The following is a 23,320-nucleotide window of genomic DNA, read 5'->3' as shown; positions in this document are numbered from 1 at the left end:
ATAAGACGGGCTAGATTTAGCGAAGTATGTCTTTCAAGCCCATGGAGCCGATGCCACCGGAAAGGTCGTTTTTCGCAAACAGCTGCGCCGGAATAAGCTGCTGGCATTCTTTGCCGAGCAGCCGGCTTGCCTCGTGGCGATGGAAGCCTGCTCGGGCGCGCATTACTGGGCTCGTGAGATTGGCAAGCTCGGCCATGAAGTGCGGCTGATCCCACCGGCTTACGTGAAGCCCTTCGTCAAGCGGCAGAAGAACGACATGGCCTCAAGCGGCAGAAGAACGACATGGCCGATGCAGAGGCGATCTGTGAAGCAGCGCAGAGGCCGACCATGCGTTTCGTTCCCGTCAAGAGTGAAGAGCAGCAAGCGAGCGCGGTGGTGTTTCGGACCCGCGACTTGCTGATCCGGCAGCGGACCCAGGCGATCAATGCTTTGCGTGGTCATCTCGCCGAATACGGGGTGATCATGGCAAAGGGAACGGCCCATGTCGGAGAGCTTGTCGAGCGCGCAATGGATCCAAAAACAAATGTGCCCGAAGCGGCACGGTTCGTACTCGACATATTGATCAAGACGATGGTGACGCTGGAAATGCAGATCAAGAAACTCGACAGCGAGATCACCCATCGCGCCCGAAAAGAAAAAGATGCCCGCCGTTTAATGACAATCCCAGGCGTGGGACCAATGACGGCGACGGCGTTGCTTGCCCTTGCGCCTGCCGCCGGAAGCCTCCGGTGCGGACGCGACTTCGCCGCATGGCTGGGGTTGACCCCGTTACAGCGCTCCACGGGCGGCAAACAGAAGCTGGGTGCGACGTCGAAAATGGGGGAGCGAACGTTGCGACGGTTACTTATCATCGGCGCGACTGCGGTCGTGCAGCAGGCACGGCGGCGAGGCACTTCACCGTCATCGTGGCTCGGGCGCATGATTGCCCGCAAGCCACCTATGCTGGTAGCCACCGCTCTTGCAAACAAGATGGCCCGCGTCGTCTGGGCTCTGATGGCCAACGGTGGGGTCTATCCCGTCTTATTCGTCAGAGTGCGCCTGAGAGGCTGGCGAGCGTGGTGTAAAGCGCTGATGCGGCGTAGGATTCGGTTGCAAAGCCAACCCCATCACCTCAACCGCGAACGCCAGGCCCGCCATGACCGATGATACGATTCTGCCCTTCTCGTTTCCAGCCGTTCACGCCAAGAAAGTCACAGCTGCCTTCGATGGCGGTCGGCTGACCTCGAACGGGGGCGTGATGCTTCTGGCGATGGCCGAGCGGCGTCTCGGCTTGGCCGACAATTTGGCCCGGGTGTTCCCGGATCGGCGCGATCCGACGCGGGTCGTGCACAGCCTTGTCGATATGTTCCGCGCGCGCATGTTCGCGATCTGCTGCGGCTACGAGGACGCCGACGACCTCGATCATCTGCGGTCCGATCCCGCATTCAAGCTGGCCTGCGGACGGCTGCCGGACACGGGTCGCGATCTGTGTTCCCAACCGACGCTGTCGCGGCTGGAGAATGCTCCGCGCCTGCGCGACGTGATCCGACTGACCTACACTTTGGTCGACGCATGGATGGATAGCTACCCGCGCGAGCCGGCATCCGTCACGCTCGACATCGATGATACCTGCGATGTCGTCCACGGCCATCAGCAGCTCTCGCTGTTCAACGCTCATTATGACGAACGCTGCTTCCTGCCGATCCACGTCTACGACACGGAGAAGAGCCGGCCCGTGGCGGTCGTGTTGCGGCCCGGCAAGACGCCGGGCGGCGTCGAGGTGCGTGCCCATCTGCGCCGCCTGATACGGCATATCCGGACGCGGTGGCACAACACGCGAATTACGTTCCGTGGCGACGGGCACTATGCCCGGCCGGAGGCAATGGCGTGGTGCGAGACCAACGGCATCGACTACATCTTCGGTCTGTCCGGCACCAAGCCGCTCGCCAGAAAACTCGACGAGGCCGCCGACGACATCCGCACGCGACGCGCCATCGAGAACCTGCCGGTTCTGCGTGGCTATACCGAGACGCGCCACAAGGCCAAGTCCTGGGATCGCGAACGGCGTACCGTCGCCCGTATTGAGGCGACGATGCTCGGCCTCGACATCCGTTTCGTCGTCACCAGCCTCGATGTCGGCTCGGCCGAGTGGATCTACGACAGCCTGTATTGCGCGCGCGGCCAAGCCGAGAATCTGATCAAGCTGCATAAGACACAGCTCGCCTCCGATCGCACCAGCTGCCGTTCGGCGCTCGCCAATCAAGTCCGCCTCGTTCTCCACACCGCCGCTTATTGGCTGATGCTGACCGTGCGCGACGCGATTCCCAAAGCCCGGGAATTGGCCACAGCCGAGTTCGCGACGCTGCGTCTTCGTCTCTTGAAACTCGCTGCCCGTGTCGTCGAGACCACGAGCCGCATTCGCCTTGCGTTTGCCGCGGCATGTCCCGAAGCCGACCTGATCCGCGGCTTGCCAGGCGCGCTGCTGCCTCTCGGTCCTTGACCGGCGGGGCGTCCGCCCCCCGTTCGCCCAACCTACACCTCAAGCGCGTTGCAAAGTACGGGTCGGTCAGGCGGTGAAAAGCCGAAGGCAATCCCGCGCGCCTCGTCAGAGCAGATGTGCGGCCACATCAATCGGACTAAAAAAAGCACTCTCACGAATAGGACGGGTTAGAGCCGGGAGCGAGGTAGCCGCCTTGCCCCGGCTTGCTATTTTCTGTAAACTGAAAATATGAAGAAGTCAATTTCAGTAAACAAAAAATCCCGAGGCCGGCCGAAAAAGAAGGGCGGAGTACATCCCGTCACGGCCGTTCGCCTTCCCCCGGAGCTTGGTGCCGCGGTCGATAAATGGTCAGACAGCCAGGATGACGCCCCCACCCGATCGGAGGCGATCCGCCGGCTGGTCGAGATAGGCCTGAAGGCGAAGCGATGAACTTCGATGCGACATTCGTGGACCGGCCTTACATGAGATCGTTTGTGGATGATCCCAGACGGCTTAGGCAGCTCGTCAAGGCCGCCCCACAGTAATCGTAAGGTAGCAAAGCCTAGGAGCTTGTCTGGATAGTCGCTGTTCAAATCTGGTCGGGTCTGATTCAACATTGGGCGATGAGCAAGTATTTTCGGCCTTGGAACATCGATCAGACGCTGCTTCTGCCGCCGAATGTGCAGGACTTCGTGCCGAAAGGCCATGTCTCGCGGTTTATGGTTGATCTGGTGCGGGAGAGCCTCGATCTCAGGGAGATCATGGGCAGCTATGTGAGCGGGCTTGGGCAGCCGCCGTTTGATCCGCGGATGATGGTGGCGCTGCTGCTGCATAGCTATGCGAGTGGGCTGTATTCGTCGCGTCGGATTGCCAAGGCCTGCCGGGAGCGGAACGATTTTGTGATGATCGTGGCGCTGGATGCGCCGGATTTTCGGACGATCAGCGACTTTCGCAAGCGACATTTGAAGGCGCTCGGCGCGCTATTCGTGCAGGTTCTGAAGTTGTGCGAGACGGCCGGGCTGGTCAAGCTCGGTCATGTCGCGCTGGATGGTACGAAGATCAAGGCGAACGCGTCGAAACACAAGGCGATGAGTTATGAGCGCATGAAGAAGCGCGAGGCGGAATTGAAGGCCGAGGTCGCTCGCATGCTGGCGGCCGCCGAGGCGGCGGATGCCTCGGAGGATGAGACTTTCGGCAACAGCGACGAACTGCCGGACTGGACCGTCGACAAGCAGAAACGGCTGGCGAAGATCCAGCAAGCGATGGCGGCGCTGGAAGCGGACGCCAAACTGGCGGCGGAGGAAGAGCGCCGCATCGAGGCCGAAAAGGAACAGCAGCGCCAGGCCGAAGGCCGCAAGAAGCCGGGCAAACCGGCGGCGCTGCCATCGGAGGAACCCAATCCCAAGGCGCAACGCAACTTCACCGATCCGGAAAGCCGCATCATGAAGTCGAAGGATGGCTTCGTTCAGGCCTATAATGCCCAGGCGGCCGTCGATGCACATGCCCAGATCATTGTCGCGCAAGAACTGACCCAGCACGGCAGCGATCAGGGCCAGTTGGTGCCCCTGATCGAGGCCATCGAGAGCAATCTTGGCCGCAAGCCGCGGCAGGCCTCAGCGGATTCCGGCTACTGCAGCGAAGCCAATCTCGAAGCGCTCGACACACGCAGCATCGATGGCTATGTCGCGCCCGGACGCGCCAAGCACCCGACAGTAGCGAACGGAAAAGTCGGCGGCCCGCTGACACAGGCCATGCGAAAGAAGATCGACGATGGCGGCTTCGAAACACCCTACCGATTGCGAAAGCAAGTGGTGGAGCCGGTGTTCGGGCAGATCAAACAGGCAAGAGGCTTCCGCCAGTTCCTGTTGCGGGGCATCGAGAAAGTGCGCGCCGAGTGGACAATGATCTGCACCGTCCATAACCTCCTCAAGCTGTTCAACCTCGCAAACGCAGCCTGAGCCTGCTACTCTACAACAAATGCCCGTCACGAAAACATATCTGGACGGGCTCCTAGGTGTTTAGTCCCGGCATTTGCTGGAGCGGATTGAGGGTGAATCGTTCGGGCTCTTTTGTCCAGGCTTTGCAGATGTATTCGTAGGGCGTGAGGCCCTTCAGCCGCCGAGCGTAGTTGTAAGCGTTAATGAAGTCGGCAAGGTGTGCTTCGAGCTGATCGTGTCGATCGTAATGATAGCGTTGGACGGTCGCTTCCTTGATCGTGCGGTTCATGCGCTCGACCTGCCCATTGGTCCAGGGATGCTTGATCTTGGTCAGCCGATGTTCGATGCCATTCTCTTGGCGGCGCATATCGAACATATGTGTCACGTATCTTGCCGTCGGGCCGTCCGCGTAGCGCGGCAAGAAGGTGAACTGGATCCCATTGTCGGTGAGAACCGTATGGATCTTGTAGGGCACAGCCGCGATCAGAGCTTCGAGGAAGGCCGAGGCTGAGGTCCTTCCCGTCTTCTTGACCAGTTGCACGAAGGCGAACTTGCTGGTGCGATCGATTGCGACGTAGAGGTAGAGCTTGCCTTCGGCAGTCTGGAGTTCAGCGATGTCGATGTGGAAATAGCCGATCGGATAAGCCTTGAACTTTTTCTTCGAAGGCTTACCGCCTTCAACCTCCGGCAATCGGCTGATGCCGTGGCGCTGAAGGCAGCGCTGCAGGGACGACCGCGTCAGATGCGGGATGGTCGGCTGCAGGGCATAGAGGCAATCGTCGAGCGGCAGTAGCGTATGCCGCCGGAAGGCGACGACGATCGCCTCCTCCTCGATGGAAAGGATTGTCGACTTGGCTTCCCTGGAGCCTGTCGAACGATCGGCGACGGTCTCGCGCTGCTTCCACTTCGCGACGGTCTTCTGGTTGATCCCGTAGCGCCTGGCGAGCGCTCTCAGGCTCTCTTGACTATTTTGTATTGCTCGACGGATTGCCTCCGTCGTGGTGGCGCAGCCGTGTAAAACCTGTCCCATAACGCATCCTTCGAATCGTGCGATAAGAATGCACCATCAAAGCTTGGGACTAAACACGCCGACTTCCGCGTCATGGATCAATCAGGTCGAGCGTTGGTTCGCTGAACTCACCAAAAAGCAAATCCAGCGAGGTGTTCACACCTCCGCCAGGCAGCTCGAGGCCGACATCCGGACCTTCATCGACCTGCACAACCAAAACCCGAAGCCCTTCAAATGGGCCAAGTCCGCAGACCAGTTTTGGCTTCCGTCAAACGCTTCTGCCACAAAGCCCAGCAGACATTATGTGGCGAACTTTAGATTCACGTGACTAGAATGATAGGCGAACTCGGTATCCTGAGTACGATTTCGGGATCTGCTCTCGCCTTGTACGCACGTCGGCACAGATCGAAGGTCTTGGAGGCAAGCGCTGGCGCGCTGCTAATTGCTGGCCTCATCTGCTTTGGCGCATCACTGCCTGAGTGAATAGCCAACCCCGGACATTTACGGAGCGAAGCTGCCTTCTTTACGATGGACAGCCTTTGGTTGTGATAGTAATTTGGTTGCCATTTTAGGACGTGAGAGAGTTTCTTGGGCAGGATGGCAACGGCCGTTTCCTTCGAGCGTGGTTGGATTGCACCTCAAAGCCCGAACGAGCTGCGGATTTAGCGCGTAATGCTGCTCTATATCTTTGCACACGTCATGATCGGGTCTTGGGTTGATTTCTGGCTCACGGCAGCCCAACGTCTCGCCCTAGGCATTTTGCCCGTGTCGAAGCTTCTTTTCTAGGTATAACTGGAGGCCGTCTTGGAATTGGCAGCACAACGGTTCATCGTTCGTCAGGGCACCATCGGTTGGATGGTTTACGATCGAGAACGCAAGGGGCCGGCTCTTTTAAGGAACGGCGACTGGGCCGAGAAACTGTCGAGGGAAGAGGCCGAACGAATAAAGGGTCTGCTTGCGAACCAGGTCTCCTGACCGGGCCGCTACCATCACTGAGCGCCTCTGGCCCTCAATTCAGGACTCACCTCAAAATCTACCCCCCATTCTAAGTCGCTTCTTGCGCAAGCTGGTAGGTTCTACATCGCTTCCAGGATGTCACGAGCACCGAACAACTCGCATACGCAGACATCCACTCCCGTAATATCGGACGATGCTGCAGGCCTAAGTGCCGATCCGCACAAAGCTCCGCGCGGGAAGACTTCGGGGGATGTCCTGGGTTCTGTTGAGTTTCTGAAGAGGTCGGCGCTGCCCACCTTGAGCCGGTAGGCTCGGGGTGCTGATTCCACAAAGGAGAGCAACGCCATGACGAGAGATATCACACCGGCTGGTTCGCCGGCGACCGGGGCTGTGGACGAAGTGTTTGCAGAAGTGCGGGCGAGCTTCGATCGGTTCTGCCTTGCGGCAGGGATCGAGGCGCTCGGCACGATGATGGAGGCGGATGTCACGGCGGCCTGCGGGCCGCGCCACGGTCGCGACGCGGCGCGGCGGGCGCACCGTTGGGCCCGAACGCGGGGACGGATCGGCTTCCACGGCGGCAAGATCGAGGTCGAGCGCCCGCGGGTCCGGGGCGTGGATGGCGGCGAGGTCACGATCCCGAGCTGGGAAACGGCGGCGCAGGAGGACTGGCTCGGTCGCTGGGCGATGAACCTGATGCTGATCAATGTGTCGACGCGCCGGTTCGGCCGCGCTGTCCGGCTGCCCGAAGGGGACGTGCCGGCACCGCCCGGATCGGGGGTTTCGAAGTCGGCGGCCTCGCGGAGGTTCGTAGCGCTGTCGGCGGCGCGGCTGGCTGACTTCATGGCTGCCGATCTGTCCGCGCTCGACCTTCTGGTGGTCCAAATCGACGGGCTGCATCACCCGACGGTGCCAACACTGTTCATCGCCGACGGCGCAAAAGCAGCGGCCGAAGGAGCTTCGTCGATCGCTCGCCTGTACCAACATCGCCGAGAACATGATGGGCACCATTCGCCGCGTCACGCGCAACGCCGAACGCTGGCGGGATGCCGGTATGGCGTTGCGATGGGGCGCGGCCGGCATGATCGAGGCCAACAAGGGCTTCTGACGATTGAAGGCGCATAAGCAATTGTCGGTTCTGCGTGCGGCCCTTCAAGCTCACCACGATCGCATGACGATCAACCCCGTTGCCCACGTCGAGGGCCGCGTAACATTCATTCCGGCAACGTCGGCCCGACGTAGTTCAACACCAATCGGGACATCCCCACGGTCATCAGCGCAGCCTCCTCAATAGCCGAGCTGCAGGCGACGCAGAATCTTCCGCTTCCGGCGCGCCCGACGCTCTGGGGTGATAGGAATTATCTGGGCCGGGCCCGCGATGGCAGGGCGCACCGACCGCGTCAGCGGCCTCACCATCTCGTCGCAAAACGAGGCCATGAACTGCAGAGGCGCGAGGGCGAGATCGACAAAGAACAGCATGTGGCCACTCCTTTCTTTAAGCCGTAGTTGTTTCGCACCAGATCGAGCAGGTCGCACTCTGTCTGGCGGCGCTCGAACTCCTCACTACCAACAGATCATCGACAGTTCGCACGCGCCCGAATTGCGCGCGGTATCCCGTGTCGTGCTCCCAGACCGTCCCCCACAGCGAAACCGTACCCACAGCGAGAGCAACCAGATCACCCTGGTCGGCAGACGGCAACAGAAGCGGAGAGCCCCAGACGGCTGCAAGCTTTGCTCCTTCATCGGCCGTGCGCTCGGTGATCCCGAGGGATCGGTCCTATCAGTGGATGAGTCTGACCGCGGCGCCGGTGGGCAAGGTGCCCAAGCTATCCGAGGTGGTGACCGTCAGCGGCGTGCCGCGCGAGCCCGCGGCCGATGGCTGGAACGGCGAGATCGACGCACTCACCGACGCATTTCTTTCCGTCAACCAAGGGCGCTGTACGTGCCGTAGAAGAGCTAGAGCGCACTGTCTCGCAAGCAGCAATTCCATACTAGAGAAGACTGCTCACCGACTGTTCATTTCGCGGGCCGGCTTGTGTCCCCGATCGCAACATTCTTAAACCCGGCGCCGTTCATTTCCGCGGCAACGGCCTCAGCTTCTTCTATCGTCCGGCACGGCTGAATGATTGGCCGACCGCTCCGACGTCCGCTTGCGAGATCACTACGGTTCTCCCTCCAATGAATTCCAGAGGAAACATGCTGCTCTATTGGAGGCTTGGCAATGCGGGATCCTACGGGGTTGCGGTATTTTTGAGCTGCCCCAAGCCCCCAGGGTCCCGCGGGAGAGACGCCTATTCGCTGAGGACGTGAGAGCCTTGGCGACGACGTTGCCGGACGACATACACCAAGGCTCACCCGCACAACGGATTGCCCCTTAAATGGCGTGAGCCGTCCTTCGGTTGTCATCCCGTCCCGGCGCGATCGAGTCCTGCTTGTCCCTCTGACTTGAAGGATGGAGGAGTATGCGCCGGGTGCCGACCGCGATCCGGGCGGCCGGCGCCCCCCTATGACCTTCTTGCGCTGAGGCTGGCCCAATGCATTCGATCGGTAGGGCCAGCGTGGTCTTCGCGGAAGCACTGTTGGCGCTCTATCATGTGGGGAAGCGCCGGTCCTTTCCCTGAACCTCCTCCGAATTGATGGACACCTGTAGTAGGCTCGAAGAGCCAGGAGAGGTGTTGGATGGAAGGACGTCAGCGTAGGTCGTTTACGGACGACTATAAGGGGCAAGCGGTCGATCTGGTCGCTTCGAGTGGCCGCTCGATCGGATCGGTGGCCAAGGAACTTGGCCTGCGCGATTCAGTTTTGCGGCGCTGGGTGGAACTACGTGGAACTGGGCGAGAGCCGACGGCTGCGGCGCGGCGCCCCACAACGCAAGCGACGCTGCCGTCGGCGGACCACGCGGCGGAGATCGCTCGTCTGCAGCGAGAGAACGAGCGGCTGCGCATGGAGCGCGACATTTTAAAAAAGTCGATCGCGATCTTTGCTGGGGGGCCGAAATGAGATTCCGCTTCATCGAAGATCGCCGCGCCGACTATCCTGTGACGATCCTGTGCGACGTGCTCGGTGTCTCGCCGGCCGGCTATTATGCTTGGCGCTCCCGGCCGGAGAGCCAGCGATCGGTCGCCAACCGTGAGCTTGTCGACGACATCAAGCGCGTCCATCGCGAGACAAACGGACGCTACGGCAGCCCGCGTATCCATGTCGAATTGAAGGCCCAGGGCCGCGGGGCGAGCCGTGGCCGCATCGAGCGGCTGATGCGCCATCACGGTATCAGGGCCATCATGGCACGGCCTCGCCGGGTGCGGACGACCGATAGCCGTCACGACCTCCCGATCGCGGCGAACCTGCTCGAGCGCAACTTCACCGCCACTGCGCCGAACCGGATCTGGCTCGCCGATATCACCTACATCGAGACCGATCAGGGTTGGCTCTATCTGGCCACCGTCATGGATTTGTACAGCCGCAGGATCGTCGGCTGGGCGATGGCGGATCATTTGCGTGCCGAGCTGCCGCTGGCAGCCTTGCGGATGGCCGTCTCAGCGCAGCGGCCTGGCGCCGGTCTGATCCATCATTCCGATCGCGGCGTCCAATACGCATCGGCGGAATACCGCAAGGTCGTGCAATCTGCCGGCTTGAGGGCATCGATGAGCCGCAAGGCCGACTGCTATGACAATGCTCCAATGGAGAGCTTCTTTCACACGCTCAAAATCGAGCTCGTCTACCACACTCACTATGCAACACGCGCAGAGGCCACACGTGATATCTTTGCTTACATTGAAGGCTTCTACAATCGAACTCGTCGTCACTCCGCCATCGGCTATGTCAGTCCGATCGAGATGGAGCTAAAAGCAGCTTAACCTTGTCCATTTTTTCGGGGGAAGATCACCCGGCTTCTCTGGGCCTTGCGATAGTCGTGGTTGACGATCTCTTTAAAGAAATTCGCTTCTCCGCTATGCCAACCCATGAGAGGATTTGCAACAGCTTCTTGTGATCGCGGGCGAACAACATTGGCTCTGGCGCGCTGTCGACCAGAATGGCTTCGTTCTCGACGTTTTGATCCAGCGCCGAAGAGACTTGCGCCCTGCGCAGCGGCTCATGAAGAAGCTCTTGAAATCCGCCGGCACACCGCCGCGCGTGATGTTCACGGACAAGCTCCGTTCCTACGGCGCTGCCAGGGCAAAGATGGGCTTTCACGTCGAACATCGCCGGCACAAAGCTCTCACCTATCGGGCCGAGAATTCTCATCGGCCCACGCGGCGACGCGAGCGGATAATGAAGCGTTTCAAATCGTCCCGTCAGGCTCAACGGGTTCTGGCAGTTCACGATCAGGTCGCGAACCTTTTCCACATCCCTATTCCGGAGCCGTCATTGCCGACTTCCGTCGTGCTTCACGCGAACGAGCCTTTGCGACTTGGCGCGAGATCTCCACGACAAGCGCTATCGCCGAATCTCGAACCTTCGAGAATCGCCTCCTTCAGCTCGGCGGTCGATTTGTCTCGAAGCGCTATACAGATCGAACCGCACCAGGCGTCTGAACGCCTGACTGACCTCTTGTTTTTGGCTGGTCGGGCGCTGAGAAATGCAATGCAAGTAAGAAAAGTCCGTGCCGGTGCCGTCGGTCCGAACTATCCGGAAGCACGGCGTCCCGTGTTCTGTCATGACGACTTAGAAGTGGCTCACGCCACAACCAACTTTAGCAGCGTACTCCGTACGGCGTTCGAGCAATGAAACGAGATCAAGGCTATCCTGGTCGGCGACATGCTCACCGGCCCGATACCGACTCAGCATGGTCTTAAAAAATGCTGTGGCGTCCCCCTGTTTCTCGAATATGCGGGTGGCCAGTTCAACCGGCTTAGATCGGCCCATCAAAACAGCTCCTCCTCGCCGGCGCGAAAGATAGTGACACGGCGAACAATCTCGGAATACCAACCTTGCCGACCACTCGCTCGTCATCATCTTCCAGAACAGCGTCTCCCCAAACTCGGTGGATGATTTCATTGACGAGGGCGGCCACGTTCGAGTGGCTGCCTTTCGGCTTACTGGTAATCGATCGCGGCCAACTGTTATTACTGAGCTGGCTCCGGTTGTCTGAACAGATTTTCCGCGTCGATAAGTGGAGCCTCTGCCATGGTTAGGCTGCCAAGCGGAGTGGCAGCGGGTTGAAGTAGGCTTGATCGGGGGTGACGCCGTCAAGGCTCGAATGCGGGCGCCGACCGTTGTAGAAGTCGAGGTATCGGCCGATCGACGCGAGGGCCTCGCTGACGCTGTCATAGGCCCGCAGATACACCTCCTCGTATTTGACGCTGCGCCATAGCCGTTCGACAAACACGTTGTCCCGCCAGGCTCCCTTGCCGTCCATGCTGATCGCAATGCCGTTGTCGGCGAGCACGCCGTTAAAAGCCTGTCCGGTGAACTGCGAGCCCTGATCCGTATTGAAGACGTCCGGCTTGCCGTGACGAGCCAGGGCATCCTGAAGCGTCGCGACACAGAACGCCGCCTCCATGGTGATCGATACGCGCCACGACAGCACGCGGCGGCTGAACCAGTCGAGCACAACCGCCAGATAGACGAAGCCTCGCGCCATCGGGATGTAGGTGATGTCCATCGCCCACACCTGGTTCGGCCGCGTGATCTCCATCCCGCGCAGCAGGTACGGGTAGATCTTGTGGCCCGGCTCGGGCTTTGTCGTGCGTGGACGGCGATAGAGCGCTTCTATCCCCATCCGCCGCATCAACGTCTTCACATGCCGACGGCCGATCTTGCACCCATCGGCAGCCAGCAGCCCTCGCAACATGCGAGAGCCGGCAAAAGGGAACTCCAGATGCAGCCGGTCGAGGCGCTGCATGATCGCAAGGTCGGCGTCCGGCACCGGCCGCGGCAGGTAGTACACGCTGCCGCGGCTAATGTTCAAAGCCTCCGCCTGCCTGGTGATCGACAGCTCGTGCTCACGGTCGATCATCGCTTTGCGCTCAGCAATCCCGCCTTGGTGAGCGCTCCTTCTAAAAAACTATGCGCGGCGATGCGCTCCCCCTGTGGGATAGAAACGGACCGGCGCTAGATTGCCGACCGGGAGGGAGCGGCCGATACGATTTTGGTGGCACGTGACCCCGTTAAAAAACCTGGTCCATGGGTTGTCGCGCACTTGAGAGTGGTGACGCCATCCGGCGATCCCGTTTAGGAATCTGACGTATAGCGCAGCCCAGCCCTTCCGCCGCCGTCAGCAGGAGGATTAGAGATGAACCCCAAAAGATCGAAGTCGAGGAACGGAGGTAAGATGCAGATGGTGCACCCGGACGCGGCTGCCATCGACGTCGGAGCGACTATGCACATGGCTGCCGTGAGGGCAGATCGCGCACCGGAGCCAGTCCGCAGCTTCGGTACCTTCACGGCTGATCTGCATCGGCTAGTCGACTGGTTTACTGAATGCGGCGTCGAGACTGTCGTCATGGAATCGACCAGCGTCTACTGGATTCCGATCTTCGAGCTTCTCGATGCCCGGGGATTTAACGTGTTTCTTGTCAACGCGCGCGATGCCAAGCACGTGCCGGGGCGCAAGACCGATGTCAGCGATGCGCAATGGCTGCAGCGGCTCCATTCATTCGGGTTGCTGCGGGCCAGCTTTCGGCCCAAAGGGCAGATTGCCGAGCTGCGAGCCTACGTGCGTCAGCGCGAGCGTCTGCTGGAGTACGCGGCCTCACACATCCAGCATATGCAGAAGGCCTTGACGGAGATGAATCTTCAGCTGCACCACGTCGTCACCGACATCACCGGCGTGACCGGCCTGCGTATCATACGGGCGATCCTTGCCGGCGAGCGCGATCCTGAGGCGCTGGCGTGCTTGCGCCATTATAGTTGCCGCTCCAGCGCCGAGACGATCGCGAAGGCGCTCACCGGAAGCTACCGCGCCGAGCATCTGTTTGCGCTCGAGCAGGCACTTGCGCTTTACGACGCCTACCACGAGAAGGCATCTGCCTGCGACGCCCGAATTGAAGCCGTGTTGAAGGAACTGAGCTTCCATCGGGGGCATGGCCACGGATCAGCGCCGCGGGTCTCGCGGCGTCGGAATCGAACCGATCAGGCGAACGCTCCAGCTTTCGATGTCCGCGAGGCGCTGTTCGCGTTGCTCGGAAAGGACCTCACCGCGATCGACGGCCTCGGTCCTTACCTCTCGCTGAAGCTGATCGCTGAATGCGGCGACGACCTCTCCTCGTGGCCAAGTGCAAAGCATTTTACCTCCTGGCTGGGACTGGCGCCGAGCAACAAGGTCTCCGGCGGCAAAATGCTCTCGTCCCGAACGCGCCGATCCGGCGGCCGAGCGGCGGCACTTCTGCGCCTTGCTGCCGTGACCGTGGGTCGTACAGACACTGCGCTCGGCGCCTTTTATAGACGGCTCTCAGCGCGCATCGGCAAGGCCAAGGCCGTGACCGCCACGGCCCGGAAGATCGCAGTTCTGTTCTACAATGCTGTGCGATACGGAATGGACTATGTCGATCCCGGGGCCTCGTCCTACGAGACGCGTTACCGGACGCGAGTGGTCAACAATTTGCATCGGCGTGCCAAGGCATTCGGCTTTGTTCTCCATCCCTTGGAGCCGAAAGTAGATGCTGCCGTTTCTTAGGAATCGTTCTCCAGCGTCAGTTCGCCGATCTTGGCGTGCAGCGACTTCACGTCGATGGCTGCTTGCTCCGCTCCGGAGCCGCCGCCGGGACCGAACGCATCGGCGGCCTTGCTTTCAAGCTGAGCCTTCCACGCCGTGATCTGATTGGGGTGGACGTCGAACTGCTCGGCAAGCTGAGCCAGCGTTCGATCGCCCTTCACGGCGGCGAGCGCCACCTTCGCCTTGAAGGCCGGTGTGTGGTTCCGGCGTGTTCTTCTGCTCATTGTCGCTCCTGATTCGCAGGCACAGCGTGCCCGCTGTCAGCCAGAAACTCCACTTATCGCCCTGTGCAGAATTCCGGGGCCGGCTCTCATGGAGGTACAGCGAGTTTCGCTAGTGAGCCTGCCGTTCTCGGCAACTACCTGCCTGGAGGTACGATGGGCACCACGATTGCGGCGGCGCCTCCCCCAGGCCTCTTTTTTGCAAGCACGATAAATTATGCCCCGATGTTGACCGGCAACGGCAACACCGGATGTGGCCCAGGCTGCACCGAGCGATACAACGGCGTCGCCGCAGCCGGGACGTTCGCTTGGGGAACAGGTCTAAAATTCCTAGGTGCGGATTACGCTCCCACAATTACGTTTGTGGGTTTGCAGTTGGGCGCGACCGGGACGCCTTATCCGCAAGGTGGTGGTGTGGGATCGTCGCCGATCTACGGCATTACTTTGGACCACGCGCTCGCCAACATCTATTTTAATCCACTCAATTTTTCTTGGAACTTGGGAAAGGGCCTGTATGTTGGGGCAGGCTTCGGGTTTGTCGCGCCGACCGGCATGTCCTATGCCGGTTCGGTCGTGCCAGACTTCTGGTCGATCCGGCCTCATGTTGCAGTAAGTTATCTTGGCGAAGGCTGGAATCTTACGGCAAACGTGACGTATGACATTAATACGGCCTCCCGAGGAAATCCGGGTACTTACCAAGTTATCGCACGGGCGCCCACAACAACGCCAGCTTTCTCTGCATTTTTGACCGGCCCAGCTAACCCAGGTGACGGCTACACTAGCGGAAACCTTTTGTACGTCGATTGGACGGCTACAAAGAAATTTGGCAATTGGGAGGTGGGCCCGGTTGGCTTTTTAAAGTTTCAGACAACAAATGACTCTCCCGGGGGCGACGACCGGCGCAGCCTGGACATGCGCCCAGCTTACCGCTGCAAGACTGCCGTCGTGCGGGAAAGATATCAACATAGGAGCGGGCCTGCTGGTCGGATACAATTTCGGCCCGGTGGACATGAAGCTCATCTACTCGAATGCATTTTATACTCGAGACTCCGTTGGCGCACCTACCGGATCAACGATCTTCTTAAAGACATCCTTCAAGATCTGGTCTCCGGAAGCCGACGAGAAGAAACCCCTGTTCGCAAAAAACTAGTACTCTCGAGCACCGGCTCAGCGTGGCGAAAAATTCCGTTTGCCTTTGGCGTAAGAGTTGACAAATCGCAAGCCAATCGCTGCAAGTATTCTCCCTGGCTGCGGATTCCGATGATCTCGCCCGGGTGTACCGATTTGATCTCGCCCAGGATTCCGAGATGATCTCGCCCACCATTCCGATTTGATGTCGCCCGGGGCGCGAGGCGTTCTGGCTGTCTGGTTTCTGGCATCGGCGAAGCCGCGTGGTCAATCTTGAATCGCGGTTCGACGGGTTGGTTTTTTCTGTTGCTCCTCCTGTGGGCATGTGGGCAACGCTCTTGCGTTGTCCAAGCGTAGCGGCATGTCCACAGCGCCACAGGCTCAGGCCTTTCGGTCGGGTTTGCGGGTTCGCCGCATGCTTTCGCCGTTCAGATCGATCCGGTGTGTCAATCGGCCTGCAAATTTGACCCCTCATCGGCGTCCAATTTTGACCCCTTCGTGCGGCGGGCTTTGCTGGTAGCGCTCGTCTCGTCGGAGCTGGCCGGGATAGCGGAGGCGAGACGAGCGCGGGTGGCGTGATCGTCGTCTCGGCTCTTGAACCGCCAGCTATCGTTGCCGGTCTCGACAATGTCGCAGTGATGGGTCAATCGGTCGAGCAGCGCTGTGGTCATTTTGGCGTCGCCGAACACGCTCGGCCATTCGCCGAAGGCGAGATTGGTCGTCACGATGACGGAGGCGCGCTCATAGAGCCGGCTGACGAGGTGGAAGAGGAGCTGGCCACCGGACTGGGCGAAGGGCAAATAGCCGAGTTCATCCAGCACGATGAAGTCCATCCGGGTCAGATGCTCGGCGAGCCGTCCTTGCCGTCCGTTGCGGGTCTCGGTCTCGAGGCGATTGACGAGGTCGACTACGTTGAAGAAGCGGCCGCGGGCACCGGATCGGATGCAGCTTCTGGCGATGGCAATGGCCAGGTGGGTCTTGCCTGTGCCGGTGCCGCCAACCAGCACGACATTGCGTTGCTGGGCGATGAAGCCGCCGCTGGCGAGATCATTGACGAGAGTCTGATTGATCGGCGTGCCGTCGAACTGGAAGTCGGCGATGTCCTTGGCAAGCGGCAGCTTGGCAATGGTCAGCTGGTATTTGATCGAGCGGGCCTGCTTCTCGTTGATCTCGGCGTTAAGCAGGTCGCCGACAATGCGCTGAGGTTCGTGCTGGCGCTTGACGGCAGTTGCCATGATCTCGTCGAAGGCAGCCTTCATGCCGTAGAGCTTGAGCTCGCCCATGAGGTCGAAGATTTGGGTTCGTTCCATCAGATGGTCCTCCGGAGGTTGTCGTAGCGGGCACAATCGGCGATCGGTGCATGACGGAGCGTCAGTGCGGCCGGCGTCATGATGTTGGCCGGTGGGGCGGGTTCACGTTGACGGGCCAGGATGTTGAGCACGACATCGGCGGAATGGACGCCATGACCGAGCGCTTCGGCACAGGCCGCTTCCACCGCGGACAGACCGTCAGTCAGCACCGCGGTGAGGATGTCGACCATCTGCCGATTGCCATCGTCGGTGCTGGCAAGCTTGCGCCGGATCCGCTCGATCGCGGCCGGCAGCACCCAGTCTTTGAAGGGAGCGCCGTTGCGCAAGGCACCGGGTTTGCGAGCCAGCACCGGCACATAGTGCCAGGGATCATAGGTCGTCTCGCCGCGGCCAAAGGATCGCGGGTGCTCGGCAACGATGCGTCCATCCTGACGGATCACGATGCGGTCGGCATAAGCCTGGACTTCGACCGGCCGTCCGACTGCGCTGGCTGCGACCGAGTACTTGTTGTTGTCGAAGCGCACCAGGCAGGTCTTCGAGACCGATGCCGTCACCGCATGGAAGCCGTCGAAGCGGCCGGCATAGGGAACGAGCTTGGGACGCTCGGCTTCGAACACTTCCCAGATCGTCTGATCGACCAGCTCCGGGTGGCGATGAGCCTTGGCGTAGGCGATGCATTTGTCGAGCAGCCAGGCGTTTAACTCGTCGAGGTTTTTGAACCGCAGCCGCGGCGTGAAGAAGCGCTCCCGGACCAGCCCGACCTGGTTCTCGACCTGCCCCTTCTCCCAGCCCGACGCCGGCGTGCAGGCGACCGGATCGACCAGATAGTGGCTGCACATCTGCAGGAAGCGGCGATTGTAGAGACGCCCTTTACCGACGAAGATCGTCTCTACGGCGGTCTTCATGTTGTCGTAGATGCCGCGGGTGCAGGTGCCTTTGAACAGAGCGAACGCCCGGTCGTGGGCGTCGAACACCATCTCCTGCGTCTCCCGCGGATAGGCCCGCACGAACAGCATGCGGCTGTGACAGAGCCGGACATGGGCGGCCTTCACCATCACCGTGGTCCCGCTCAGCAAGACCACCTCGTGGCTCCAGTCGAACTGGTAGGCTTCGCCTGGGGCAAAGCTCAGCGGGACATAAGCCGCCGCGGTCGATTGCCCGCGTTCTTTGCTCCACCGCCTGGCGTAACGCCGCACGGCATCGTAACCGCCGTCGTAGCCGCGGCCGCGCAGCTCTTCGAAGATCCGGATCAACGTCAGCTGTTCACGAGCCGATTTGGCCGCGTTCGCCGCCAGCAATCCGTCAAGCTCTACTGCCCATCGTCCCAGCTTTGGCCGCGGCTGCACCTGCCGCTCGTACTCGAAGGAGGTCTCTCCCGACCTCAGCACCTTCCGGACCGTGTTCCGCGACACCTTCAGGTCACGGGCGATCTCCTTGATCGTCTTGCCCTTGATGAAGTGCTCGCGCCGGATCCGGGCAATTGTCTCCACGATCAGCATCCCCCACCACCTGCTTCGTTCCAAAGCAGGCAGCGCAACAGATCAATCTGTAGGGGGCGCATTGCCTCATCGAAAATGTTACCGAACAATTCCGCTGATGACTGGGGCGGCGTTACCGAATCAGGTCGGTGGCGCCAATGGCGAGCGGGATCAGCATGGGCGCAAGGCGCGAGGTGTTGGCCGCGGTGGCGAGGCGCTACCGTGCGGCTGGACGAGTTGAGAAGGGACGGATCCTTGACGAGTTGACAGCAACGACGGGTTGGCACCGCAAGCACGCGGTGCGAGCACTGTCGGTTGCCGGAAGGGACAGGCCCAGACCACCACTGGACGAAGGGGCAACGAGCCCAACCGAACCAGCGACAAGTCGGCGACGCAAATACGCCAGCGTGCGCGACGCGCTGATCGCGCTGTGGGAAGCCTCCGATCGCGTCTGCGGTAAGCGCCTCGTATCGATGATCCCAGTGCTGTTGCCCGCACTCGAGCGGCATGGCCGGCTGAAGCCAACGAGCGCAGAGCGTGCGCTGCTGACAACTCTGAGCGCGGCGACGATCGATCGGATGTTGATCGACGTTAAAATTGCGGCTGCTGGGGGGCGCCGGCGGCGAGTCGGATTCTACTCGGCGATTCGACGCGAGGTGCCGATCCGCACTTTCAATGACTGGGCAAACCCGCCGCCAGGCTTTTGCGAGATCGACATGGTCGCGCACGGTGGGACCAGCGTCGCCGGCTCGTTTATCCAGACTTTGACCATGGTGGACATCGCAACAGGATGGACGGAATGCCTGCCCCTGGTGACACGCGATGGCAGCCTCGTCGTGGAAGCGATGACGCGAGCACAGGGCCTGTTCCCGTGGGTGATCTGTGGCGCCGACTTCGATAACGACAGCGCGTTCATGAACGACGTCGTCGTTCCATGGTGCCGAGCACAGAAGATCGAGGTAACGCGGTCACGTGCCTACAAAAAGAACGATCAGGCTTTCGTGGAGCAGAAGAACGGTGCGGTGGTCCGGCGGCTCGTCGGATACGGGCGCTTCGACGGGGTCGAGACGGCCCGCGTGATGGCACGTCTCTACGCGGCGGCGCGCCTGCTGGTGAACTTCTTCCAGCCGTCATTCAAGCTCAAAGAGAAGCGCCGCGAGGGTGCCAAGATCATCAAACGCTATCATCCGCCTGCCACACCATACGAACGTGCACTGGGGCACCCGAAACTCCCATCAGCGGTCAAGCGCCGTCTGCGCCAGACGTATCGGACTCTCGATCCCATACAATTGCTTGCCACGATCCGCACGGCGCAGGAAGAGCTCGGCGAACGGATCGGCAAGCGCGGTCTTGCGAAGGTTCCCACCGTATCGCCGGCTGATCCGCTCTCGTTTGCCCGATCGCTCGGCACGGCGGCAAACACCGCCGAAGTGCGGGCCACGCACCGCCGGCCGAAACGGCGATATAAAAAGCGTATTCGCATGCCCTCGAAGCTCGATCCCCATCTCGCGATCATCGAGAACTGGCTCGCCGTCGAGCCACAGCTCACTGCACTGGCCATCGTGGGCAGGCTCGCCACGATCGATCCTTCGATGTTCAGCGACAAGCAGCATTCGATCGTTCAGCGCCTGCTTCGGTCCCTCCGGCGGAAGGTGGCGGAGACAGCCATCGTATCCATGCCCGTGGATGAAATACGGCCCGAGGCTGTGGACGGCGCTGCGTGTGATGAGCACTCCGCCCCGCCCACAGCCTCTCCACCGAGCTGGCCGCGGCTCGAGACCGAGACCTTCATCCCGGGTAACATTACTTCCTGAGGCAATACGGGGGGTCAATTTTGGACGCCGATCCCCCGGCTTAGGGGGTCAATATTGCAGGCCGAATGACACCGGTGGGCGTTATGGACCAGGCGGTCGAGGACGGCGTCGGCGTAGGTGGGATCACCGAACACGTCGAAGTACCCCTATTCTCGAGCGGGTCGTGTCTCACGTTACGATCACTGACCCGCATCATTTTCTTTTTGGGCACCGGGTTGAGGTGCTGAAGGAGCGGTCGGGGCGCGGTCCCGCCTATGTCGTTGTCGCGCTGCCGGACGGCCGGCCGCGGGCGGTTCGCATCGCGTCGACCGATCTTGCCGAGACAATAACTTCTGGTCCGAACGCCGCCGATCTGCCGCGCATCAGCGCACGTACGCTGATCCCATTGATGCAACATTTGAGCGCGAGTCTGAGCCTTCTTGACGAGAAGGTGATTCGCGATGACCCACCGACCGCTTCCAGGTCGCGTTGCGTATCGACCCATGCCGACGTTGGCAAATCCACCCGGCCGTCCGACGGACGACATTCCGCGCCTGTGGCCGAATCTGTCGACCGCGACGCAAACCCAGATCGCTCAAATCCTCGCCACGCTGCTCCGGCGGATGCAAGCGGTTCCCGGCACGCCCGGAAGGGGACTGGGTCGTGCTGATCAGCTTGAACGTCGCTGACGAGCGGCTCACGACTGCGCACCGAGCCAAGTTGGCCTATGTCTACGTACGGCAGTCATCCGTGAACCAGGTGCGCCAGCATCAGGAGAGCACGGAGCTGCAGTACCGCCTCGTCGATCGCGCCATCGGTCTGGGCTGGCCGCCGGAGCGCGTCCAGGTCATTGACGAGGATCTGGGCAAATCCGGTGCTGGCGGTGTGGATCGTCATGGCTTCCAGAAGCTCATTGCCGAGATCGGCCTTGGCAACGCCGGTCTTGTGGTGAGCCTCGACGCTTCGCGCTTGGCCCGCAACAACCGGGACTGGCATCAGTTGCTCGAACTGTGCTCGGTGTTCGGTGTGCTCATTGCGGATGGCGAGCGGCTTTACGATCCGCGCGCCTACCACGACCGCCTGCTGTTGGGCTTGTCCGGCATCATGAGCGAGGCGGAGTTGCATCAGCTTCGGATGCGCCTTCACCAAGGGGAACGCCAGAAGGCGGCGCGGGGCGAACTGCGGCTGCCCCTGCCAGCCGGGCTCGCCTATGATCGCGCCGGCACAATTATTCTCAATCCTGATGAGGAGGTGCAGGCCCGTCTTCATCTCGTTTTTGCCAAATTCCAGGAATTGCAAAGCGCCCGCCGTGTGATGCGTTACTTGGACAGGAACGGACTGTCCTTGCCGGTTCGACCGCTGCTTGGACCATCTCCACATGAGATCGTCTGGCGGGCGCCAGATAGTGCACGCGTCCTTAGCGTCCTTCAAAATCCGGCCTATGCTGGGGCGTACGTTTATGGCCGACGGCAAAAGGATCCGAGCCGATGCCGGCCGGGATCGCTGACGGGAACGGTCAAGGTGGCGATCGCCGACTGGGCGGTTTGCCTCCGCTCTGCTCACCCGGGTTATATCAGCTGGGAGGAGTTCATGGCCAACCAGCGGCGACTGGCAGATAACGTCGCCCACTTTGAGGCAGGACACGCTGGCGTGCCACGCAAGGGGGCAGCCCTGTTACAAGGAATTGCGGTCTGCGGTCGTTGTGGACGGCGCATGAGCATGCGCTACACGGGCCCGAATGCCGACTATCCGGTCTATTGCTGCCGGTCGGATCGGGATCAGGAAGGCAGTGCACTGTGCCAGGAAGTCCGGGCCTTAGCGGTTGATGCCTTGGTCCAACGGGTAGTCCTCGACGCCCTGGTGCCGGATCAGATTGAGATCGCACTCGCAGCCGCGGGCCAACTGGAGCAGGAGAGCCGTCAGCTCGAGCGCCAGTGGGCGCTTCGCGTGGAGCGCGCCCGCTACGAGGCCGAGCGCGCTCGGCGCCAGTATGACGCCGTAGAGCCCGAGAACCGTCTTGTGGCGCGCTCACTTGAGCGGGCTTGGGAAGAGAGGCTGCGTGTCGCAGAGGCGGTCGAGCAGGAGCATGCGCGTTGGCGCGGGCAAGAGCCGCTTCTGATTGGCCCGGCGGAATGCGCAGGGCTACAAGCGCTCGGCGAGAACCTGCCGCGGATTTGGAACGCGGCCACCACGTCGGCAGCCGATCGCAAGCGCATTCTGCGATTTGTGATCCGCGAAGTCGTTCTTGATCAGAAGCGGACCCGAGGTCAGGTGTGGCTCAAGATCGTCTGGCAGACCGGTGCAACCAGCGAGCATCACGTGCAACGGCGCGTTCACACCTACCGCAATTACATCGACATTGATCGGTTGCGGCAACGGATCGTCGAGCTGAATGCTGAACAAAAAATGGATGCCGAGATCGCGGCAATACTCAATCAAGAAGGCTTCGTCGCGGCCCGAGGCTGCGCCTTCAAAGGCGAGAATGTCTGGCTGTTGCGCACCCGCTGGGGCATTCCCACCGTCAAGATCAACGGCGTGGACAAGAATCCCAGGCGCTGGCCCGACGGCAGCTTCTCGATTCAGGGGGCAGCGGCTGAGCTTGGATTAACCCCGCAAACAGTTTTCGATTATCTTGCGCGCGGATTGCTGGCAGGTCGTCAGTTAGCCAAAGGTCAGCCATGGCAGATCGAGCTCTCAGACGAACAAATCAGTCAGCTGCGCAATCGGGTACGACGCACCAAGCATTCGAAGAAGGAGGCATCATGAAGTCATCGGCTCGCCGAACACTTGCGGCCAATCGGCGAAGGCGAGGTTGGTGGTGATCAGCAGCGAGGTGTTTTCGTAGAGTTTGCTGATCAGGTGGAACAACAACTGGCCGCCAGGCTGGCTGAACGGCAGATAGCCGAGCTCGTCGATGACGATGAGATCGTAGCGCAACAGCTTCTCGGACAACCGGCCACTACGACCGGCGGCCTTCTCCTGCTCCAGTTGATTGACGAGGTCGACCAGATTGAAGAAGCGTCCTACGCGGGCGCGAATGACCGCCGAGGCCACGGCGATGCATAGATGGGTTTTGCCAGTGCCGGTGCCGCCGATGAAGATTGCGTTGCGCTTGGCGTCGAGGAAGCCCGCCGGAGGCGAGTTCACGCACCAGTCCTTCATCGACAGGCGTGTCCGCGAAGACGAACTTGTCGATGTCCTTGAGAACCGGGAACTTGGCTCCGCCGATACGATAGCTGATCGAGCGGGCTTGCCGGTGGGTGCGTTCGGCCCGGATCAGGCTGGCGATCAGCGGATAGATCTCATCGCGCCGCGCAAGACCCTTACCGGCAATCTCATCGAAGCTGGCGCGCATGCCGTAAAGCTTGAGTTCGC

General features: G+C 61.0%; 13 protein-coding genes and 9 pseudogenes. 12 read left to right on the top strand and 10 right to left on the bottom strand.

Features of this window, described 5'->3' with window-relative positions; genetic code table 11:
* Positions 1 to 7 precede the first annotated feature (7 nt).
* The 3 genes and pseudogenes from HAP54_RS23380 to HAP54_RS23370 all read left to right on the top strand — a co-directional run.
* A pseudogene (locus HAP54_RS23380) lies at positions 8 to 1,014 on the top strand (IS110 family transposase); the annotation flags it as partial.
* Positions 1,015 to 1,135: 121 nt separating this feature from the next.
* Positions 1,136 to 2,479: an IS1380-like element ISBdi2 family transposase gene (locus tag HAP54_RS23375; protein WP_166204320.1), complete on the top strand. Its 1,344-nt coding sequence runs from the start codon at positions 1,136 to 1,138 to the stop codon at positions 2,477 to 2,479.
* A gap of 602 nt (positions 2,480 to 3,081) precedes the next feature.
* A complete protein-coding gene (locus tag HAP54_RS23370) occupies positions 3,082 to 4,416 on the top strand; it encodes an IS1182 family transposase (RefSeq protein ID WP_166202952.1) in 1,335 nt (444 codons plus the stop codon).
* Positions 4,417 to 4,468: 52 nt separating this feature from the next.
* Here HAP54_RS23370 and HAP54_RS23365 read toward each other — a convergent pair whose 3' ends face one another.
* Positions 4,469 to 5,425 (bottom strand): IS481 family transposase, encoded by a 957-nt coding sequence (locus tag HAP54_RS23365; protein WP_166304026.1) that lies wholly within the window; start codon positions 5,423 to 5,425, stop codon positions 4,469 to 4,471.
* 55 nt (positions 5,426 to 5,480) lie between these two features.
* On the opposite strand from HAP54_RS23365, the pseudogene HAP54_RS23360 reads away from it, so the two are divergent.
* The 3 genes and pseudogenes from HAP54_RS23360 to HAP54_RS23350 form a co-directional block, all read left to right on the top strand.
* A pseudogene (locus HAP54_RS23360) lies at positions 5,481 to 5,722 on the top strand (IS630 family transposase); the annotation flags it as partial.
* Between the two features lie 486 nt (positions 5,723 to 6,208).
* Positions 6,209 to 6,379 carry a hypothetical protein gene (locus HAP54_RS23355; RefSeq protein ID WP_166293496.1) on the top strand — a complete coding sequence of 57 codons (171 nt, stop codon included), beginning with the start codon at positions 6,209 to 6,211 and terminating at the stop codon, positions 6,377 to 6,379.
* 327 nt (positions 6,380 to 6,706) lie between these two features.
* A pseudogene (locus tag HAP54_RS23350) lies at positions 6,707 to 7,556 on the top strand (IS256 family transposase); the annotation flags it as partial.
* 89 nt (positions 7,557 to 7,645) lie between these two features.
* On the opposite strand, the gene HAP54_RS23345 reads toward HAP54_RS23350, so the two are convergent.
* Together HAP54_RS23345 and HAP54_RS23340 are read right to left on the bottom strand one after the other, a co-directional pair.
* Positions 7,646 to 7,837: a hypothetical protein gene (locus tag HAP54_RS23345; protein WP_029085083.1), complete on the bottom strand. Its 192-nt coding sequence runs from the start codon at positions 7,835 to 7,837 to the stop codon at positions 7,646 to 7,648.
* A 301-nt stretch (positions 7,838 to 8,138) separates the two neighbouring features.
* Positions 8,139 to 8,264 carry a hypothetical protein gene (locus HAP54_RS23340; RefSeq protein ID WP_256434653.1) on the bottom strand — a complete coding sequence of 42 codons (126 nt, stop codon included), beginning with the start codon at positions 8,262 to 8,264 and terminating at the stop codon, positions 8,139 to 8,141.
* Positions 8,265 to 9,037: 773 nt separating this feature from the next.
* On the opposite strand from HAP54_RS23340, the gene HAP54_RS23335 reads away from it, so the two are divergent.
* Both HAP54_RS23335 and HAP54_RS23330 read left to right on the top strand, forming a co-directional pair.
* A protein-coding gene (locus HAP54_RS23335) for an IS3 family transposase (RefSeq protein ID WP_414646213.1) occupies positions 9,038 to 10,215 on the top strand; the annotation gives its coding sequence in 2 pieces (ribosomal slippage) (positions 9,038 to 9,329 and positions 9,329 to 10,215; 1,179 coding nt in all).
* A gap of 124 nt (positions 10,216 to 10,339) precedes the next feature.
* Positions 10,340 to 10,849 (top strand): annotated as a pseudogene (locus tag HAP54_RS23330) (IS6 family transposase); the annotation flags it as partial.
* 99 nt (positions 10,850 to 10,948) lie between these two features.
* Here HAP54_RS23330 and HAP54_RS23325 read toward each other — a convergent pair.
* Together HAP54_RS23325 and HAP54_RS23320 are read right to left on the bottom strand one after the other, a co-directional pair.
* Positions 10,949 to 11,146, bottom strand: a pseudogene (locus HAP54_RS23325) (DCL family protein); the annotation flags it as partial.
* Positions 11,147 to 11,489: 343 nt separating this feature from the next.
* Positions 11,490 to 12,365: pseudogene (locus tag HAP54_RS23320) on the bottom strand (IS3 family transposase); the annotation flags it as partial.
* 228 nt (positions 12,366 to 12,593) lie between these two features.
* Here HAP54_RS23320 and HAP54_RS23315 point away from each other — a divergent pair.
* A complete protein-coding gene (locus HAP54_RS23315; protein WP_166298319.1) occupies positions 12,594 to 13,976 on the top strand; it encodes an IS110 family transposase in 1,383 nt (460 codons plus the stop codon).
* Positions 13,977 to 13,978: 2 nt separating this feature from the next.
* Here HAP54_RS23315 and HAP54_RS23310 read toward each other — a convergent pair.
* Positions 13,979 to 14,239: pseudogene (locus HAP54_RS23310) on the bottom strand (transposase); the annotation flags it as partial.
* 153 nt (positions 14,240 to 14,392) lie between these two features.
* Here HAP54_RS23310 and HAP54_RS23305 point away from each other — a divergent pair.
* Positions 14,393 to 15,547 (top strand): transporter, encoded by a 1,155-nt coding sequence (locus tag HAP54_RS23305; RefSeq protein WP_166304024.1) that lies wholly within the window; start codon positions 14,393 to 14,395, stop codon positions 15,545 to 15,547.
* A gap of 263 nt (positions 15,548 to 15,810) precedes the next feature.
* Here HAP54_RS23305 and istB read toward each other — a convergent pair whose 3' ends face one another.
* Together istB and istA are read right to left on the bottom strand one after the other, a co-directional pair.
* Entirely contained in the window at positions 15,811 to 16,674 is an 864-nt protein-coding gene (gene istB, locus HAP54_RS23300) for an IS21-like element helper ATPase IstB (protein ID WP_166294386.1), read from the bottom strand.
* 8 nt (positions 16,675 to 16,682) lie between these two features.
* Positions 16,683 to 18,173 (bottom strand): annotated as a pseudogene (gene istA, locus HAP54_RS23295) (IS21 family transposase); the annotation flags it as partial.
* A 386-nt stretch (positions 18,174 to 18,559) separates the two neighbouring features.
* Here istA and HAP54_RS23290 point away from each other — a divergent pair.
* Together HAP54_RS23290 and HAP54_RS23285 are read left to right on the top strand one after the other, a co-directional pair.
* Entirely contained in the window at positions 18,560 to 19,966 is a 1,407-nt protein-coding gene (locus tag HAP54_RS23290; RefSeq protein ID WP_166296846.1) for an integrase catalytic domain-containing protein, read from the top strand.
* Positions 19,967 to 20,608: 642 nt separating this feature from the next.
* On the top strand, positions 20,609 to 22,711 hold the full coding sequence (locus tag HAP54_RS23285) for a recombinase family protein (RefSeq protein ID WP_166298292.1): 2,103 nt from the start codon (positions 20,609 to 20,611) through the stop codon (positions 22,709 to 22,711).
* On the opposite strand, the gene HAP54_RS23280 is transcribed toward HAP54_RS23285, so the two are convergent.
* Together HAP54_RS23280 and HAP54_RS52570 are read right to left on the bottom strand one after the other, a co-directional pair.
* On the bottom strand, positions 22,706 to 23,107 hold the full coding sequence (locus HAP54_RS23280) for an ATP-binding protein (protein WP_283843199.1): 402 nt from the start codon (positions 23,105 to 23,107) through the stop codon (positions 22,706 to 22,708). The genes HAP54_RS23285 and HAP54_RS23280 overlap by 6 nt on opposite strands.
* A gap of 31 nt (positions 23,108 to 23,138) precedes the next feature.
* A pseudogene (locus tag HAP54_RS52570) lies at positions 23,139 to 23,300 on the bottom strand (ATPase); the annotation flags it as partial.
* Positions 23,301 to 23,320 lie beyond the last annotated feature (20 nt).

It is taken from the genome of Bradyrhizobium sp. 2S1 (assembly GCF_011516625.5).
Taxonomy (GTDB): domain Bacteria; phylum Pseudomonadota; class Alphaproteobacteria; order Rhizobiales; family Xanthobacteraceae; genus Bradyrhizobium; species Bradyrhizobium septentrionale.
This window is presented reverse-complemented; position numbering and strand designations above follow the sequence as displayed.